Here is a 14,506-nt window from a genome sequence, read left to right as displayed (position 1 = left end):
GGGGGCTTAGGGACGCTTAACGGCCAACGCCGTAAACGCCGCGCGCGTCATCACGGACGACCTTGCCGTACGAGAGCTCCACCACTCGGCGGCGCATCGAGTCGACGATGCCGTGGTCGTGCGTGGCCATGATGACGGTCGTGCCGGTGCGGTTGATCCGCTCCAGCAGCAACATGATGTCCTGGCTCGTGTCGGGGTCCAGGTTTCCGGTCGGCTCGTCGGCGATCAGCACCAGCGGGCGGTTCACGAACGCACGGGCGATCGCGACGCGCTGCTGCTCACCACCGGACAGCTCGGTCGGGAACCGGTCCTCCTTGCCGTCGAGGCCCACCAGCTGCAGCACCTCCGGCACCACCTTGACGATGGTGTTGCGGGGCTTGCCGATGACCTCGAGCGCGAACGCCACGTTCTCGGCGACCGTCTTCGTGGGCAGAAGGCGGAAGTCCTGGAACACGCAGCCGATCGACTGGCGCAGGCGGGGGACCCTGCGCCGCGACATCTTGGCGACGTCGAAGTTGGAGACGTAGACGCGTCCCCTGGTCGGCACCTCTTCGCGCAGCAGCAGGCGCAGGAACGTCGACTTGCCGGACCCGGAGGGCCCGATCAGGAAGACGAACTCGCCCTTTTCCATCTCGACGGACACGTCGTCGAGCGCGGGACGCGTGGAGGTCTTGTAGACCTTGGAAACGTGTTCGAGACGAATCACGAGGCGCGAGTCTACTCATGGCCGGGGTAAAGCCCCCGTTCCGGTTACTTCCGGCCCCGGAAGGGCGGTTCGAATCTCGACCCGGCGTGTCCGACCAGGCACTACGCGTCCACGAAAAGAGCACGTCCTGCCCTCGTTCAGGGCGGAACGTGCTCTTCGACTCTCGGATCAGCTCAGGGCTACGCCTGCTGGGACTGCTTGCGCCAGCGGATGCCCGCCTCGAGGAAGTCGTCGATCTCGCCGTCGAGCACCGCGGACGGGTTGCCGACCTCGTGCTCGGTGCGGAGGTCCTTGACCATCTGGTACGGGTGCAGCACGTAGGAGCGCATCTGGTTGCCCCAGCTGGAGCCGGAGTCCTTCAGCGCGTCCATCTTCGCCTGCTCCTCCTGCCGGCGGCGCTCGAGCAGCTTCGCCTGCAGGACGTTCATGGCGGTGGCCTTGTTCTGCAGTTGCGAGCGCTCGTTCTGGCAGGACACCACGATGCCGGTCGGGATGTGCGTGAGGCGCACCGCCGAGTCCGTGGTGTTGACGCCCTGGCCGCCGGGGCCGGACGAGCGGTAGACGTCGACGCGCAGGTCCTTCTCGTCGATCTCGACGTGGTCGGTCTGCTCGACGACGGGCACGACCTCGACGCCCGCGAACGACGTCTGGCGGCGGCCCTGGTTGTCGAACGGCGAGATGCGCACGAGGCGGTGGGTGCCCTGCTCGACGCTCAGCGTGCCGTAGGCGTACGGGGCGGTGACGCGGAACGTGGCGGACTTGATGCCGGCCTCTTCCGCGTAGGAGGTGTCGAAGACCTCGACGCCGTACTGGTGGCGCTCGGCCCAGCGCGAGTACATGCGCAGCAGCATCTCGGCGAAGTCCGCGGCGTCGACGCCACCGGCCTCGGCGCGGATGGTGACCAGCGCGTTGCGCTCGTCGTACTCGCCGGACAGCAGCGTGCGCACTTCCAGGCTCGCGATCTCCTCGCGCAGCTTGGCCCTGTCGTTGTCCGCGTCGGCCTGCGCCTCCGCGTCCTCGGCCTCTTCGGCGAGTTCGTAGAGCAGCGGCAGGTCGTCGAGGCGGGAGCGGAGGCCGGTGACCCGGCGGAGCTCGCCCTGCTTGTGCGACAGCTGGCTGGTGACCTTCTGCGCCTTCTCCTGGTCGTCCCAGAGGTCAGGGCGGGTGGCCTGCGTCTCCAGGTCCGCGACAGCGGCGCGCAACGCATCGAGGTCCATCACCGCCTCGATGCTCGACAGCGTCGCGGAGAGGTCCTTGATGTCTGCTTCGACGTCCGGGTTCACGCAAAAAGATTACGCCAGCACCGGTCACAGTTCGCGACCGGTGCTCGCAGGCGTCGTCCGGACGACGCCACCGCCGTGGTGCTTAAGCGGTGGGGATCGCGTCGAGGAGCTTGAGAACCGCCTTCGCGTGAGCGAGGCCGAACTCGGCCACCGCCTTGGCGTAGGGGTCCTCCGCCGTCTTGGCCGCGCTCTTGGCGCTCTCCTGCTCCTGACCGTACGTGGTGCGTGCGGTCGTGATCAGGGACTCGCGCTGCTTCGCGGTCAACGAGCCGGCGTGCACCAGGCGCAGGATGAGCGGACTGCGCAGGTGGTCCGGGCCGGGCTCGGACAGCAGCCAGTTCTTGAAGGCCTTCTTGCCCGCGGCCGTCAGCACGTACTGCTGGCTCGACCGCGGTCCCTGCTTGCCGAGGCGAAGCAGGCCTTGGTCAGCCAGCGCGGGCAGCTCGCGGTACACCTGGGAGCGGGTCACGCTGAAGAACGCGCCGAAGCGGTCTCCTGCCTCCGCCACCAACTGGCCACCGGTCTTGGGTCCGTCGTGCAGCAGCCCGAGCAGGGCGGCTGCGGTCGCATTCAGGTCTGACACAACGACAACGTTCCCACGTCTGGGGGAAGCTGTCCACAATGGTCAGCCGTTCTGTCCACAGTGGCTGATCACCGGGCTAGTCTGATGGGCCATGCGGAGCAACGAAAAGTCTCGCTGAGTAAGCGGCAGTTTCCCAGGCTCACGCGTTTGGCCGCTTGACCGTCCGTGTCCATCCCGGATGGAAAAGTCCTTTGTCATAAACGAAACTCCCCCGCCCTCACTCGATCGGCGGTACGACTCTCACCGGCCGGAGCCACCCGAATGGACGGTCGGGGCAAGTGGTCGCACGACCTGGTGATGTCCGCGCGGACCTCTTTCCAGCGCCCGCAACTCCGGGAAAATGATCACTGCCAGGCAGGCGGCACGACGACGGAGGTCGGGGAGACCATGAAGAACCTGAACCTGAAGTGGCTGGACCACAAGAAGGTGGCGGCGCACACCAGGGCGTGGGTCACGGGAGGCATCCCGGAGCAGGCGGGCAAGGACGAGTGCATGGTCTGCGGCAAGCAGATCCGCAAGCACCGCACCGTCAACGGGGAGGGCCGCATCTGCTCCAGCATGCTGTGCGCCCAGTACTGGGCGGAGAACATGACCTGAAAGACCCGCCACGGCGTCCGGGAGGCCCACCGCCTCCCGCGCCGCTCAGAAGGCCGGGGCTCGACCCGGTGCAAAACGAAGAAGGCCGGAGCCTGATGGCTCCGGCCTTCTGTCTAGTAGCGGGGACAGGATTTGAACCTGCGACCTCTGGGTTATGAGCCCAGCGAGCTACCGAGCTGCTCCACCCCGCGCCGCTTCTAGCTTGTCTTGCTGTTGTAAGGAGAACTCTACACCCTCGAAAAACCGCTTTTTCACCACCCCCCTCTAACCGCGTTTCCGCAGGTCGAGGGCTCGCGGTCGCCGCCGGAAGCAATCTCGCCCGCGAAAGCCGTGTCAGCGAGGCGGCGGGTGTAGTTGCACGAAAGCAAGAAGCCCGGAACCTGATGGCTCCGGGCTTCTGCCTTGTAGCGGGGACAGGATTTGAACCTGCGACCTCTGGGTTATGAGCCCAGCGAGCTACCGAGCTGCTCCACCCCGCGTCGGTATGAATAGAACCTTACGCGGGGTGGAGCGGATAAAGCAAATCGTCAGGTCAGCCGGACGGTGTGGGGCTCGGCACAACCGACGACTGGCCCGTGGGCGGCGGCGCGGCCGCCCCGGTGTTGTACTGCTTGAACCTCTTCGTCGCGTCGTCCAGCTTCGCGTACGCCTGGCCGAGTTCGGTGAAGTTGCCGCTCGACTGCGCCCGCTTGATGTCGGCCAGCGCCGCGTCGATGTCGTTGACCGCCTTCTGCAGGTCGGGGCTGAGCGTCCCGTTGGCAGGAGGCGTGGACGACGGCGGCGTGGAGGTCTGGCCGTTGCCGTTGTTGTTTCCGTCCGACGGCGGCGGCACGACCGCGCCGGCGCCGCTGAGCACCTGGTCCAGCGCCTCGTTCAACGTGGACGCGTAGCCGACCCGGTCGCCGTACCAGACGAGCACCTTGGACAGCTGCGGGTACGACGTGTTGTTCGACGCCCGTTCGATGTACACGGGCTCCACGTAGAGCAATGCTCCGCCCACCGGAAGGGTCAGCAGGTTGCCGTAGACGACCGTCGTCTTCTGCTGGGTCAGCAGGTTGAGCTCACGGCTGACGTTGTCCGACGTGAGGAACTGCGTCTGGATCTGCTGCGGGCCCTTCGCGTCCTGGTTGAGCTGCAGGACGCTGATCTTCCCGTAGTTGTCCGGATCGGACCCGACCGAGACGTGCGCCGCCATGAACTCGCGGTTCTCGCGCACCAGGGGGCTGGTCAGCTGGAAGCGGACCTTGCTCGGGTCGCTCGGGTCGCCCGCGAGGACGTAGAACGGCGGCTGGGCGTCCCGGCGCTTGCTCGCCGCGTCGCGCTGGGCGTCGGCCGTCGTCACGTTGTCGATCGTCGGGTCCTGCGGCGGTGCCCAGTAGGCGACACCGGAGTAGAAGTCCGACGGCGACGAGACGTGGTACTTCGACAGGATCTGCCGCTGCACCTTGAACAGGTCCTCGGGGTAGCGGAAGTGCTGGCGCAGCTCGTTCGAGATCTCGCTGCCCGGCTTGACCGTGCCCGGGAAGACGCCCATCCACGCCTTGAGGACCGGGTCCTTGTCGTCGATCTGGTACAGGTTCACCGAGCCGTCGTAAGCGTCCACAGTGGCCTTGACCGAGTTGCGGATGTAGTTGACGGGCTTGTTGACCTGCGAGATGACGACGCCGTCCGCGGTGAGCGAGTCGTTGGTCGCGTCACCGAGCTGGGTGCGCTGCGCGTACGGGTAGTTCTCGAGCGTGGTGTATCCGTCGACGATCCACGTGATGCGGCCGTTGACGACGGCCGGGTACGGGTCGCTGTCCACCGTGAGCCACGGGGCGACGGCCTGCACGCGGTCGCGCGGCGTGCGCTTGAACAGGATCTTCGACTCGTCGGCGATCGACTGGTTGAAGAGGATGTTCCGCTCGCCGTAGTACGCCGCGAACGCGAGCTTGTTGATCAGGCTGCCGATGGGGACGCCACCGGTGCCGGTGTAGGTGTAGGACTTGGCGTCCGTGTCGTACTCCGCCGCCGAACCGGCCGGGCGGCCGCCGACGATGGAGTAGTCGTTCACGCCGAACAGCTCGCCGTAGTAGGTGCGCGGCTGGTCGACCTTGATGCCGTTCTGCGCGTTGCCGACGTCGCCGTTGGACTTGACCTCACTGGTCTTGAAGTCCGGGTAGCCGCCGTTGGACTCGTCGGCGACCGCGTTCACCTTGTTCGCCTCGGCGTAGACGAAGCCGTTGCCGTGCGTGTAGATGAGGTGCTGGTTGATCCAGTCGCGCTGGCCCTGCGGCAGGCTGTCGAGCTTGAGCTCGCGCACCGCGACGATGTAGTCGCGGAGCTTGCCGTCCACTGTGTACCGGTCGACGTCGAGCTTGTTCGGGAAGCCGTAGAACGGCCGCAGCTGCTGGAACTGCGTGAACGTGCGCGAGAGCACCGCCGGGTCGAGCAGGCGGATGTTGCCCAGGGTCGCGGCGTCGTTGGTCTTGATCTGGTCGTTGCTGACGTTCTGCTTGCCGTCGTACGGCTTCGTCTCGACCTTGTCGTCGGTCAGCCCGAACGACTGCCTCGTCGCCGCGATGTTGCGCGTGATCGACTCGGCTTCCTTCTGGATGGCGTTCGGCTTGACCGAGAACTGCTCCAGCACCGCGGGCCAGGCGGCACCGACGAGCACGCTCGACAGCACCAGCAGGACGGTCGCGATGGCGGGCAGCTGCACGTTGCGCATGAACGCGCCCGCGAAGAACGCCACGGCGCAGAACACCGCGATGCACAGCAGGATCAGCTTGGCGGGCAGCACGGCGTTGAGGTCGGTGTAGCTCGCGCCGACGAACTTCTCGTTCTCGTGCAGCAGCAGCGAGTACCGGTCGAAGAAGTACGCCACGGCCTTGAGCAGCACGAACGTGCCGGCGACGAGCGCCAGGTGCAGCCGGGCCGGGCCCGAGAGCTGACCGCCGCGACCGGCCAGCCGGATGCCGCCGAACAGGTAGTGCGCGATCACCGCGCCGATGAACGACACCGCCGTCGCGATGAACAGCCACGACAGCAGCCACTCGTAGAACGGCAGCTGGAACGCGTAGAAGCCGATGTCGTGCCCGAACTGCGGGTCGGTCACGCCGAACGGCTGCGAGTTCATGAACAGCTGGATCTGCTGCCAGTCCGCCTGCGCCGACGCGCCCGCGATCAGGCCGACGAACACGGGGATGCCGATCGCGAACAACCGCATCCGCCGCATCACGACGGTGCGGTAGCGCGCCACCGGGTCGTCGGGACCGGACACCGGCACGAACACCGGCCGCGCCCGGTAGGCGAGGTAGAGGTTGAGCGCGACGACTCCGCCGACCACCGCGCCCACGGCCACGAACAGCCCGAGGCGGGTGAGCAGCACCGTGCTGTAGACGTCGCGGAATTTGACCTCGCCGAACCACAGCCAGTTCACGTAGGTGTCGAGCAGCCGCGATCCCGTGATGAGACCGAACAGGAGCACAACACCCACGATGAGCAGTATTCGGCTGCGTCGGGACAGTTTCGGCAGTCCGACCGGAGGCCGTGTGGCCACGAGGCACGCTCCTGGATCGCGGTAAATCGATACGTACGTTTAGTCCAACTCTACGGACGACGCCCTGGGTTCCCGTGAAGTCCGCCGTCTTACGATGACACGCGTGTCAGCGAGTGAAACGCCAGCGGTCATCCTCCCGACGGTCGCCCGAGAGGTCGAGGAGTTCGTAGCGGCGGGCGGCTGGGACCAGCCACCGCAGCTCTTCTCCCTCGTCGCCACCTCGGACCTGCTCGACCAGCAGCCGGAGCTGCGCAGCCAGCTCGACCCCGAGTCGAGCCCGCTGACCCCGATCGCCCAGGACGCCCTGGAAGGCGATCTGGGAGACGCGCTCGCGGGCATCGAGTGGCCGCAGACCGTCACCGGCTGCGCACTGGCCCAGGAGATCGTCGTCCTCCCGCCGGAGGCCGAGACGGAACTGAGCCACGGCGAGCTGGACGACGAGGCGGCACGCAGGTTCGCCGCCGAGCACCCGTCACGCCGCGAGGCCCGCCTGGTCGCGGCCGTGCTGCGCGACGGCTCGGTCTCCTGCGTGCTGCGCCTGCGCGGCACGGTCGAGATGCCCGAGGAGTTCGTCGAACACCCCGAGCTGGCTCCCAACCTCACCGACGCGCTGCTCGCCACGCTGCGGCCCTAGTCGTCACGTCCCCAGGCTGGCACAACCCCGGCGGGTGAACCCGGCGGGTGAACCCGCCGGGGTTGTCAAGTCTTTGTGCGCTGTTCGCGGCGAGCGGACAGGTCAGCAGCTCGGCGTCTCCTTGCCGGAGTTGAGGGCCTCCAGCGACGACACGGCGTCCGACAGGTTCTCGACCTTGATCAGCTTCAGGCCGTCCGGCGCCTGCTGCTTCGCGTCGTTGCAGTTGGCCGAGGGCACGAGGAACGCCTCCGCGCCGGCCTCCTTCGCGGCGACCATCTTGAAGGCGATGCCGCCGATGGGCTTCACGGTGCCGTCGCCGGTGATCTCGCCGGTGCCCGCGATGGCCTTGCCGCCGTTGAGCTCGCCCGGCGTCAGCTTGTCGACGATCGCGAGCGCGAAGATCAGGCCCGCCGAGGGACCGCCGACGTCCGACAGGCTGATCTTGATCTTGAACGGCACGTCCGCGCGGTCGACCGGCGAGATGCCGATGAAGCCCGCCGGGCGGCCGTCGTCGCGGGTGCCGAGGGTGAGCTGGGTCGACTGGGAGGTGCCGTCCTTCTCGAACGCCACCTCGATCCGGTCGCCCGGCTTGGTGTTCTCGAGCGCGGCGCTGACGTCCGCGGCGCTCTGCACCTGCTTGCCGTTGACCGAGATGATCCGGGCGCCGAGCGGGATGACGTTGTCCGCGGGGCTGCCCTTCGTGACCTGGTTCGCGATCACCATGCCCGGATACTTGAGGTAGTGCAGCGCGGCGACCTCGGCGGAGGTCTGCGACTCGCTGAACGCGAGTTCGTTGTTCTTCTGCACCTGCTCCTCGGACTCGCCGGGCTTGAAGAACTCCTCGCGCGGCGCCAGGGCGTACCGGCCGGACAACCACAGGCCGAGCGCGCCGAACAGCGAGACGTCGTCGGTGAGCGAGACCGTCGTCATGCGCAGCGTTCCCCCGGTGGGGAAGGTGTCCTGGCCGTCGACCGACACCACGTCGGCGTCCTTCACCTTGCTGAGCACGTCGTAGGTCGGGCCGGGGCCCAGCGCGACGTACGGGACCTGGACGAAGCCGCCCGCTGTCCCGAGTATCGCCACCACCAGGAAGCTGACGATCAGCGTCCACGTCCGGCGGGTCAGTCCGCGTTCCCTCGGCGGGGGCGCGGGTGGGGGTGCGGTCGTGACGGTTTCACTCACGGCTGAACAGCGTACGACCATGTCGATCCGCGTACGGTAGAGGCATGAGTGACGTGCCGTTCGGGTTCAGCCCGCACGACCCCGACGACAAGAGCGGGAAGCCGGGAGACAACCCGTTCGACTTCTCTCAGCTGGGCAACATGCTGAGCCAGCTGGGCGCGATGCTGAGCAGCGCCGGGACGTCGAGCGGGCCGGTCAACTACGACCTCGCCAAGCAGATCGCGTTCCAGCAGCTGTCCTCGACGACGACCACGATCGGGTTCGCGTCCGACCAGTCGAGCGCGGTCACCGACGCCGTGCACCTGGCGGAGATGTGGCTCGACCCGGTCACCTCGCTGCCGGCCGGCACCCGCACGACGCAGGCGTGGACCGCGCGCGACTGGATCGAGCGCACCATCCCGACGTGGCAGCGCCTGTGCGACCCGGTCGCGCAGCGCATGTCCGGCGCCTGGGTCGAGGCGATGCCCGCCGAGGCGAAGCAGGCGGCCGGTCCGCTGCTGTCCATGCTCGGGCAGATGGGCGGCATGGCGTTCGGCTCGCAGCTGGGCAACGCGCTCGCGCAGCTCGGCTCCGAGGTCCTCACCTCGACCGACGTCGGCCTGCCGCTCGGGCCCGAGGGCACCGCGGCGCTGCTGCCGGCGAACATCGAGAAGTTCACCGAGGGCTTGGAGCGTCCCGCGTCCGAGGTGATGGTGTTCCTCGCCGCCCGCGAAGCCGCGCACCAGCGCCTCTTCACGCACGTGCCGTGGCTGCGGCAGCGCCTGCTCGACACCGTCGAGGAGTTCGCCAAGGGCATCAAGGTCGACACCTCCGCGCTGGAGCAGCTCGCGGGCCAGATCGACCCGTCGAACCCCGCCTCCATCGAGGAGGCCATGGGCTCGGGCCTGCTCGAACCGCAGACCACCCCGGAGCAGAAGGCGGCGCTCAACCGCCTGGAGACGCTCCTCGCCCTGGTCGAGGGCTGGGTGGACGTCGTGGTCGACGCCGCCGTCTCCGAACGCCTGCCCGGCGCCCCCGCGCTGCGCGAGACGCTGCGCCGCCGCCGCGCCTCCGGTGGCCCGGCCGAGCAGACGTTCGCGACGCTCGTCGGCCTGGAGCTGCGCCCGCGCAAGCTGCGCGCCGCCTCCGCGCTGTGGAAGCTCATCGGCGACCAGCACGGCGTCGAGGTGCGCGACGGCGTCTGGGAGCACGCCGAGCTCGTCCCGACGGCCGAGGACCTGGACGACCCGCTGGAGTTCGCCGAGCGCCTCACCAACACGCGCAACGCCCTCGAGGACCCGATCGCCGAGCTGGAGCGCACCATGCGCGAGGACGGCGGCAAGGGCGACAAGCCGGAGGACGGCGGCAAGCCCGAAGGAGCCTGACCAGTACCTGAACGTGTGACGCGCCCGGTGAGGACTTCCTCGCCGGGCGCGCCGCGTTCTCGAGGTGCGCCTCGTTCGAACCCCGGCAAGCGCTCACCACACCGGCTGCCGCACCCGAACACGCGAAAGCCCGGCGAACACACCGTCGCCGGGCGCGCTTCGCGTGGTCGGACCTTCAGTCCTCGGTGATCCCCCAGCCTGCGGCGGCCGAGAGACCCTCCAGGTAGCCCATGGCCCGCTCGGTCTTCTGGTAGCGGTGGACCCACTCCCAGAAGTCCTTGCCGTGCCCTGGGACCAGCAGGTGCGCGAGCTCGTGCACCAGCACGTAGTCGAGCACCCACGGCGGCACGTCGCGCAGCCGTTCGGACACGCGGATCGTGCCCTCCGTCGGCGTGCACGACGCCCAGCGCGTGCGCATGGGCGGCACCCAGCGCACGCTCACCGGATCGGCCAGCGAGTCCAGGTAGCGCGCCGACAGCTCGGCGCACCGCGCCATCAACGCCTCGTCCGATGTCCGCGCAGGGGACTTCCTGCGCGTCTCGCTGCGCTGGAGGCGGCTCAACATCTCCGCCACCCAGTGCTTCTCTTCCCCCTTGGTCATCCGTGCCGGTAGGAGGACGACGACGGTGTCACCCTCCCGGTACGCGCTGACCATGCGGCGGCGCCGGGGGCTCCGCCGCACTTCCACCCGCGGTTCGGCCATGCAGTCACCGTAAACGGCGTCACCGACAATTTTCGGCCCCCAACCGGCGGCAGGCGCGCACCCGGCGGGTGAAGTTCCACCGAACGGCGGCTGGACACGCGCGGGATCGACATGCGCGGTTTCGCGCGCTCGCGGAGGTACCGTCGCGCCAAGGTCCCCGAGTGTGTCCGCACTCACAACTGCAAGGGAGGGGCTGTGGCCGACACCTACAACGGCTACTGCGTCAAGTGTCGCGAGAAGCGCGACTTCGACGGCAACGTCGAGGAGACCAATGGCCGGCGCATGGCGAAGGGCACCTGCCCTGTCTGCGGCACGAAGATGACGCGGATCCTCGGCAAGGCCAAGGTCTGACGTTCGCGCTGGCAGGGGGCGCCGCCCCCTGCCAGTCTTGCCGTCGTGGACATGAGACCTCGCGTGCGTGCAGGACTGGCCGTGGTGCGCAGATCCCTCGGCGTCGTCCAGGTCGGCATCGACCCCAAGCACGCGGTCGTGATCGACTCGCTGCCCGAGGCGCTGGTCGACGAGCTGGTCACCCTCGACGGCCGGCACACGGTCGCTGAACTGGGTGAAAAGCTGAAATCCCGCGGCGAGGACCCCACCCAGCTGGGTGAAGTTCTCGCTTCACTCGACGAAGCCGGTCTGCTCGACGGCGAGTCCCCCGCGAGGGGTGGGACGGCCGCCGTCCACGGGTCCGGGCACCTCGCGCTTTCCATCACTTCGCTTCTGGCTGAATCCAACGTCCAGCTCGCGCACAACGCGGATCTGACGGTGCTGGCGGCGACGCTCGTCCCCGATCCGAACCTCGTCAGCACGCTGATGGCATTCCGGACGCCTCATCTGGCCGTGCGCGTGCGTGAGGGCGTGGGCATCGTCGGCCCGTTGGTGCTGCCAGGGCGTTCGTCGTGCCTGAACTGCGCGGACCTGCACCGCGCCGACCAGGACCCGGCCTGGCCCGTCATCGCGGCCCAGCTCGTGGGCAGGCCCGCGTCCACCGACGTGCTGTTCGCGTCGGGCACGGCGGCGCTGGCCGTGGCGCAGGTCCTGGAGTCGCTGGTCTACGTCAACGGGCACGAGCAGGCCCCGCCGGCAGTGCTGAACGCCACCCTCGAACTGGACCTCGCGACCGGGGTTGCTGAGAGGCGAAGCTGGTATCCGCACCCTGACTGTCAGTGCTCCGCACATAACATGGCCGAGTGACCGAGATTCCGCGCAAGGCCGTGCAGCGCACCGCCAAGCTGGCGAGCCTCCCGATCGGGGTGGCCGGCCGGGTTGTCGGCGGCTGGGGGAAGCGACTCACCGGACGCGCGGCCGACGAGGTCAACGCCGAGGTGACGGCCAAGACGGCGGAGCAGGTCTTCGCGGTGCTGGGCCAGCTCAAGGGCGGCGCCATGAAGTTCGGCCAGGCCCTGAGCGTGTTCGAGGCGGCGGTCCCGGACGAGCTCGCCGCGCCGTACCGCGAGGCCCTGACGAAGCTGCAGACCGCGGCCCCGCCGATGCCCGCCCGCACCACGCACCGCGTCCTCGCCGAGCAGCTCGGCGCGTCCTGGGCGAAGCGCTTCCAGTCGTTCGACGACACGCCCGCCGCCTCGGCGTCCATCGGCCAGGTGCACCGCGCCGTGTGGCACGACGGCCGCGACGTGGCGGTGAAGGTGCAGTACCCCGGCGCGGACGAGGCCCTGCGCGCCGACCTGAAGCAGCTGCTGCGCTTCTCGAGGCTGCTGCAGGCGATCATGCCCGGCGCCGAGGTGCGCCCGCTGCTCGAGGAGCTGCGCGACCGGTACCTGGAGGAGCTCGACTACCGCGACGAGGCCGCGAACCAGCGCACGTTCGCGAAGGCCTTCGAGAACGACCCGCACGTGGTGGTCCCCCGCGTCATCGCCTCGGCGCCCAAGGTCATGGTGACCGAGTGGACCTCCGGCGTTGGCCTGTCGCACATCATCCGCGAGGGCACGGTCGAAGAACGCGACCTGGCCGGGCAGCGGCTGGCCGAGTTCCACTTCTCGGCCCCGTCCCGCTCGGGCCTGCTGCACGCCGACCCGCACCCCGGCAACTTCATGCTGGGCGACGACGGCCGCCTGCGCGTGATCGACTTCGGCGCCGTGGCCCGCCTCCCCGACGGCCTGCCGAAGACGCTGGGCCTGATGACCCGCCTCGCGCTGGACGGCCGCTCCGACGACCTGGTCGAACTGCTGCGCACCGAGAACTTCATCCGCGAGGGCATGGAACTGCACGGTGAGGACGTCCTCGGTTACCTGGCCCCCTTCGTGGAGCCGCTGCGCACCGAGTCGTTCCACTTCACCCGCCGCTGGCTGCAGTCGCAGGCGGAGCGCGTGGGCGACCTGCGCAGCCCGGACTCGCAGACGGGCCGCTCCCTGAACCTGCCGCCGCAGTACCTGCTGATCCACCGCGTGACGCTGGGCGCGACGGGCATCCTCTGCCAGCTCGACGCCCACGTGACGGCCCGCGAGATCGTCGCCCGCTGGCAGCCGGGATTCGACGACTGACTCGTCCGAGTGAACCTGGGCAGAGTTGTCCACAGGTTGCGGTCGAGCCCGATCTCCCCCTGTCCGCATGGGCCACGATGAACCCATGGCACCCATCACAACCACCGCTGACCTGCGCCGATCCGGAGTCTCCTCACGTCAGGCAGTGCGCCGCTGCGCCCCACTCGGGCCGTGGCAGCGCCTGCTGCCGGGCGTGGTCCTGACCTCCCCGTCCCCGCCGACCCGCCTGGACAGGTTGCGCGCCGTCCTCGCCTTCACCGGCCCCACGTCGGTCATCACGGGAGCCGACGCCCTGGTCCGCCAAGGCGCAGCCGTCCCCCTCCCCCGCCACGTCCACGTGCTCGGCGGCTCGAACACGCGAAGAGCCCACCCGGGCATCCTGCTGGAACGCACGAGTCGCCCACCCGACGTGGTGCAGCGCCACGGCCTGCGACTCGCCGGCGCAGCACGGGCCGCGGTGGACATGGCCCGGCGAGAGCTGAACCCGCGCACCGTGGTGGCCGTCCTCGACGCGGTGGTGGAGGCGCGGTTGTGCTCGCCGGCCGACCTGCGGGAGGAGGTGGAGGCGGGGTGCCGACGGGGGACGGCGCTGGTCAGGCAGGCCTTGGCACACCTCTACCCGACCTGACGGCGGCGGCGCGTGTTGTGGGACGCGCGCCTTCCTGACGCGGGTCATCCGCTCACGTGCCCTTCAGGTGCGGTTGCTCATCGGGCATTCAGCCAACGGACCGCTCACCCCAGCGCCCGACACCCAGCACCTCACAACGCTGCGGCGCCGCGCCCAGCACACGGCAAAGCGGCACCCTGCGGCCGGCGACTCACACCCACGAGCCCGCCCCGGCGCGAACGCGTCCACGCGAGCGCACTCCTATATGAGCCCTGTCTCCGCGCGACCCGCCCCATAAGAGCCCAAGCCCCGACACGAGCCCACACCCCGCCAGGCGGCCCTGCGGCCCCCGTCCCCATACGAGCTCAGGCACGACGCAAGCTCACTCCCTCTCGAGCCGTGCCCGCGCGAACCCTGCCTTCGTGCGACCCCCTCGCCACACAAGCCAGTCCCTAGACGAGCCCCCTCGCGCGAACTTCCGCGCGCGTGAGCCACCCGAGGCCGCGCGACGCACCGAGCCCCGCGCTCACGCCAGCCACCCAGAACTCGCGCTTCCCCCAACACCCCACCCCAGGCCCAACACACCCAACGGCGGGCCGCACACCACCCCACCAGCGCGCGATCCGCGCCCCAAGGTGACTCAACGCCAGTACTCGTCCGGCAACTTCCCCTCGATGTCCCGCACGTGGCTCTTAGAACACCCCACGCACAACCACCGCAGTCCCCCACCCACCCGCTCCGAAGACCAGGCCAGCAACTCGAGGTCGGGAACGGAGGAACGCAGCCGCCCACATCTGTGGCA

Annotated in this window: 13 protein-coding genes and 2 tRNA genes; 7 read left to right on the top strand and 8 right to left on the bottom strand. The window is 69.0% G+C overall.

The features are described 5' to 3' along the window. Positions 1-16: 16 nt before the first annotated feature. From ftsE to BMY74_RS29780, 3 genes are all read right to left on the bottom strand, one after another. Positions 17-706 carry a cell division ATP-binding protein FtsE gene (gene ftsE, locus BMY74_RS29790; protein ID WP_030470385.1) on the bottom strand — a complete coding sequence of 230 codons (690 nt, stop codon included), beginning with the start codon at positions 704-706 and terminating at the stop codon, positions 17-19. Between the two features lie 179 nt (positions 707-885). Continuing rightward, positions 886-1,989, bottom strand: a complete 1,104-nt coding sequence (gene prfB, locus BMY74_RS29785; RefSeq protein WP_089921820.1) for a peptide chain release factor 2 — start codon at positions 1,987-1,989, stop codon at positions 886-888. Positions 1,990-2,071: 82 nt separating this feature from the next. Further along, on the bottom strand, positions 2,072-2,572 hold the full coding sequence (locus BMY74_RS29780; protein ID WP_089921819.1) for a PadR family transcriptional regulator: 501 nt from the start codon (positions 2,570-2,572) through the stop codon (positions 2,072-2,074). 261 nt (positions 2,573-2,833) lie between these two features. Between BMY74_RS29780 and BMY74_RS46345 the strand changes: the two genes are divergently transcribed. Then, positions 2,834-3,169 carry a hypothetical protein gene (locus BMY74_RS46345; RefSeq protein ID WP_245786432.1) on the top strand — a complete coding sequence of 112 codons (336 nt, stop codon included), beginning with the start codon at positions 2,834-2,836 and terminating at the stop codon, positions 3,167-3,169. Positions 3,170-3,286: 117 nt separating this feature from the next. Here BMY74_RS46345 and BMY74_RS29770 read toward each other — a convergent pair. The 3 genes from BMY74_RS29770 to BMY74_RS29760 all read right to left on the bottom strand — a co-directional run bounded on the left by BMY74_RS29770 (position 3,287) and on the right by BMY74_RS29760 (position 6,710). Beyond that, positions 3,287-3,360, bottom strand: a tRNA-Met gene (locus BMY74_RS29770). 214 nt (positions 3,361-3,574) lie between these two features. Then, positions 3,575-3,648 (bottom strand) — tRNA-Met (locus BMY74_RS29765). 53 nt (positions 3,649-3,701) lie between these two features. Next, on the bottom strand, positions 3,702-6,710 hold the full coding sequence (locus BMY74_RS29760; RefSeq protein ID WP_089921818.1) for a UPF0182 family protein: 3,009 nt from the start codon (positions 6,708-6,710) through the stop codon (positions 3,702-3,704). Between the two features lie 94 nt (positions 6,711-6,804). Between BMY74_RS29760 and BMY74_RS29755 the strand changes: the two genes are divergently transcribed. Next, a complete protein-coding gene (locus tag BMY74_RS29755; protein ID WP_089921817.1) occupies positions 6,805-7,344 on the top strand; it encodes a PPA1309 family protein in 540 nt (179 codons plus the stop codon). A 102-nt stretch (positions 7,345-7,446) separates the two neighbouring features. Here BMY74_RS29755 and BMY74_RS29750 read toward each other — a convergent pair whose 3' ends face one another. Further along, positions 7,447-8,526 carry a YlbL family protein gene (locus BMY74_RS29750; RefSeq protein ID WP_245786431.1) on the bottom strand — a complete coding sequence of 360 codons (1,080 nt, stop codon included), beginning with the start codon at positions 8,524-8,526 and terminating at the stop codon, positions 7,447-7,449. A gap of 44 nt (positions 8,527-8,570) precedes the next feature. Here BMY74_RS29750 and BMY74_RS29745 point away from each other — a divergent pair, with 44 nt between their 5' ends. Continuing rightward, positions 8,571-9,890, top strand: a complete 1,320-nt coding sequence (locus tag BMY74_RS29745) for a zinc-dependent metalloprotease (protein WP_089921815.1) — start codon at positions 8,571-8,573, stop codon at positions 9,888-9,890. Between the two features lie 175 nt (positions 9,891-10,065). Here the strand turns inward: BMY74_RS29745 and BMY74_RS29740 are convergent, their stop codons facing one another. Further along, complete coding sequence (locus BMY74_RS29740; RefSeq protein WP_089921814.1) at positions 10,066-10,593, bottom strand: M48 metallopeptidase family protein; 528 nt, start codon at positions 10,591-10,593, stop codon at positions 10,066-10,068. Between the two features lie 195 nt (positions 10,594-10,788). Here BMY74_RS29740 and BMY74_RS45280 point away from each other — a divergent pair, with 195 nt between their 5' ends. The 4 genes from BMY74_RS45280 (at position 10,789) to BMY74_RS29725 (ending at position 13,725) form a co-directional block, all read left to right on the top strand. Then, positions 10,789-10,944 (top strand): DUF5679 domain-containing protein, encoded by a 156-nt coding sequence (locus tag BMY74_RS45280; protein WP_169746029.1) that lies wholly within the window; start codon positions 10,789-10,791, stop codon positions 10,942-10,944. Positions 10,945-10,995: 51 nt separating this feature from the next. Further along, positions 10,996-11,790 carry a TOMM precursor leader peptide-binding protein gene (locus BMY74_RS29735; protein WP_089921813.1) on the top strand — a complete coding sequence of 265 codons (795 nt, stop codon included), beginning with the start codon at positions 10,996-10,998 and terminating at the stop codon, positions 11,788-11,790. Beyond that, complete coding sequence (locus BMY74_RS29730; protein WP_089921812.1) at positions 11,787-13,097, top strand: ABC1 kinase family protein; 1,311 nt, start codon at positions 11,787-11,789, stop codon at positions 13,095-13,097. The genes BMY74_RS29735 and BMY74_RS29730 overlap by 4 nt, the downstream gene beginning before the upstream one ends. A gap of 85 nt (positions 13,098-13,182) precedes the next feature. Continuing rightward, positions 13,183-13,725 (top strand): hypothetical protein, encoded by a 543-nt coding sequence (locus BMY74_RS29725; RefSeq protein WP_089921811.1) that lies wholly within the window; start codon positions 13,183-13,185, stop codon positions 13,723-13,725. Positions 13,726-14,506 lie beyond the last annotated feature (781 nt).

The organism is Lentzea albida (assembly GCF_900111005.1).
Classification (GTDB): Bacteria; Actinomycetota; Actinomycetes; order Mycobacteriales; family Pseudonocardiaceae; genus Lentzea; species Lentzea albida.
The sequence above is the reverse complement of the archived record's forward strand: the minus strand, read 5'-3'. Positions and strand labels throughout refer to the sequence as shown.

Excerpts from the sequence above, each read along its gene's own strand:
- BMY74_RS29755 (WP_089921817.1), top strand. The coding sequence starts at position 6,805 with ATGACACGCGTGTCAGCGAGTGAAACGCCAGCGGTCATCCTCCCGACG.
- BMY74_RS29735 (WP_089921813.1), top strand. The coding sequence starts at position 10,996 with ATGAGACCTCGCGTGCGTGCAGGACTGGCCGTGGTGCGCAGATCCCTC.
- BMY74_RS29725 (WP_089921811.1), top strand. The coding sequence starts at position 13,183 with ATGGCACCCATCACAACCACCGCTGACCTGCGCCGATCCGGAGTCTCC.
- BMY74_RS29740 (WP_089921814.1), bottom strand. The coding sequence starts at position 10,593 with ATGGCCGAACCGCGGGTGGAAGTGCGGCGGAGCCCCCGGCGCCGCCGC.
- BMY74_RS46345 (WP_245786432.1), top strand. The coding sequence starts at position 2,834 with ATGGACGGTCGGGGCAAGTGGTCGCACGACCTGGTGATGTCCGCGCGG.
- BMY74_RS29745 (WP_089921815.1), top strand. The coding sequence starts at position 8,571 with ATGAGTGACGTGCCGTTCGGGTTCAGCCCGCACGACCCCGACGACAAG.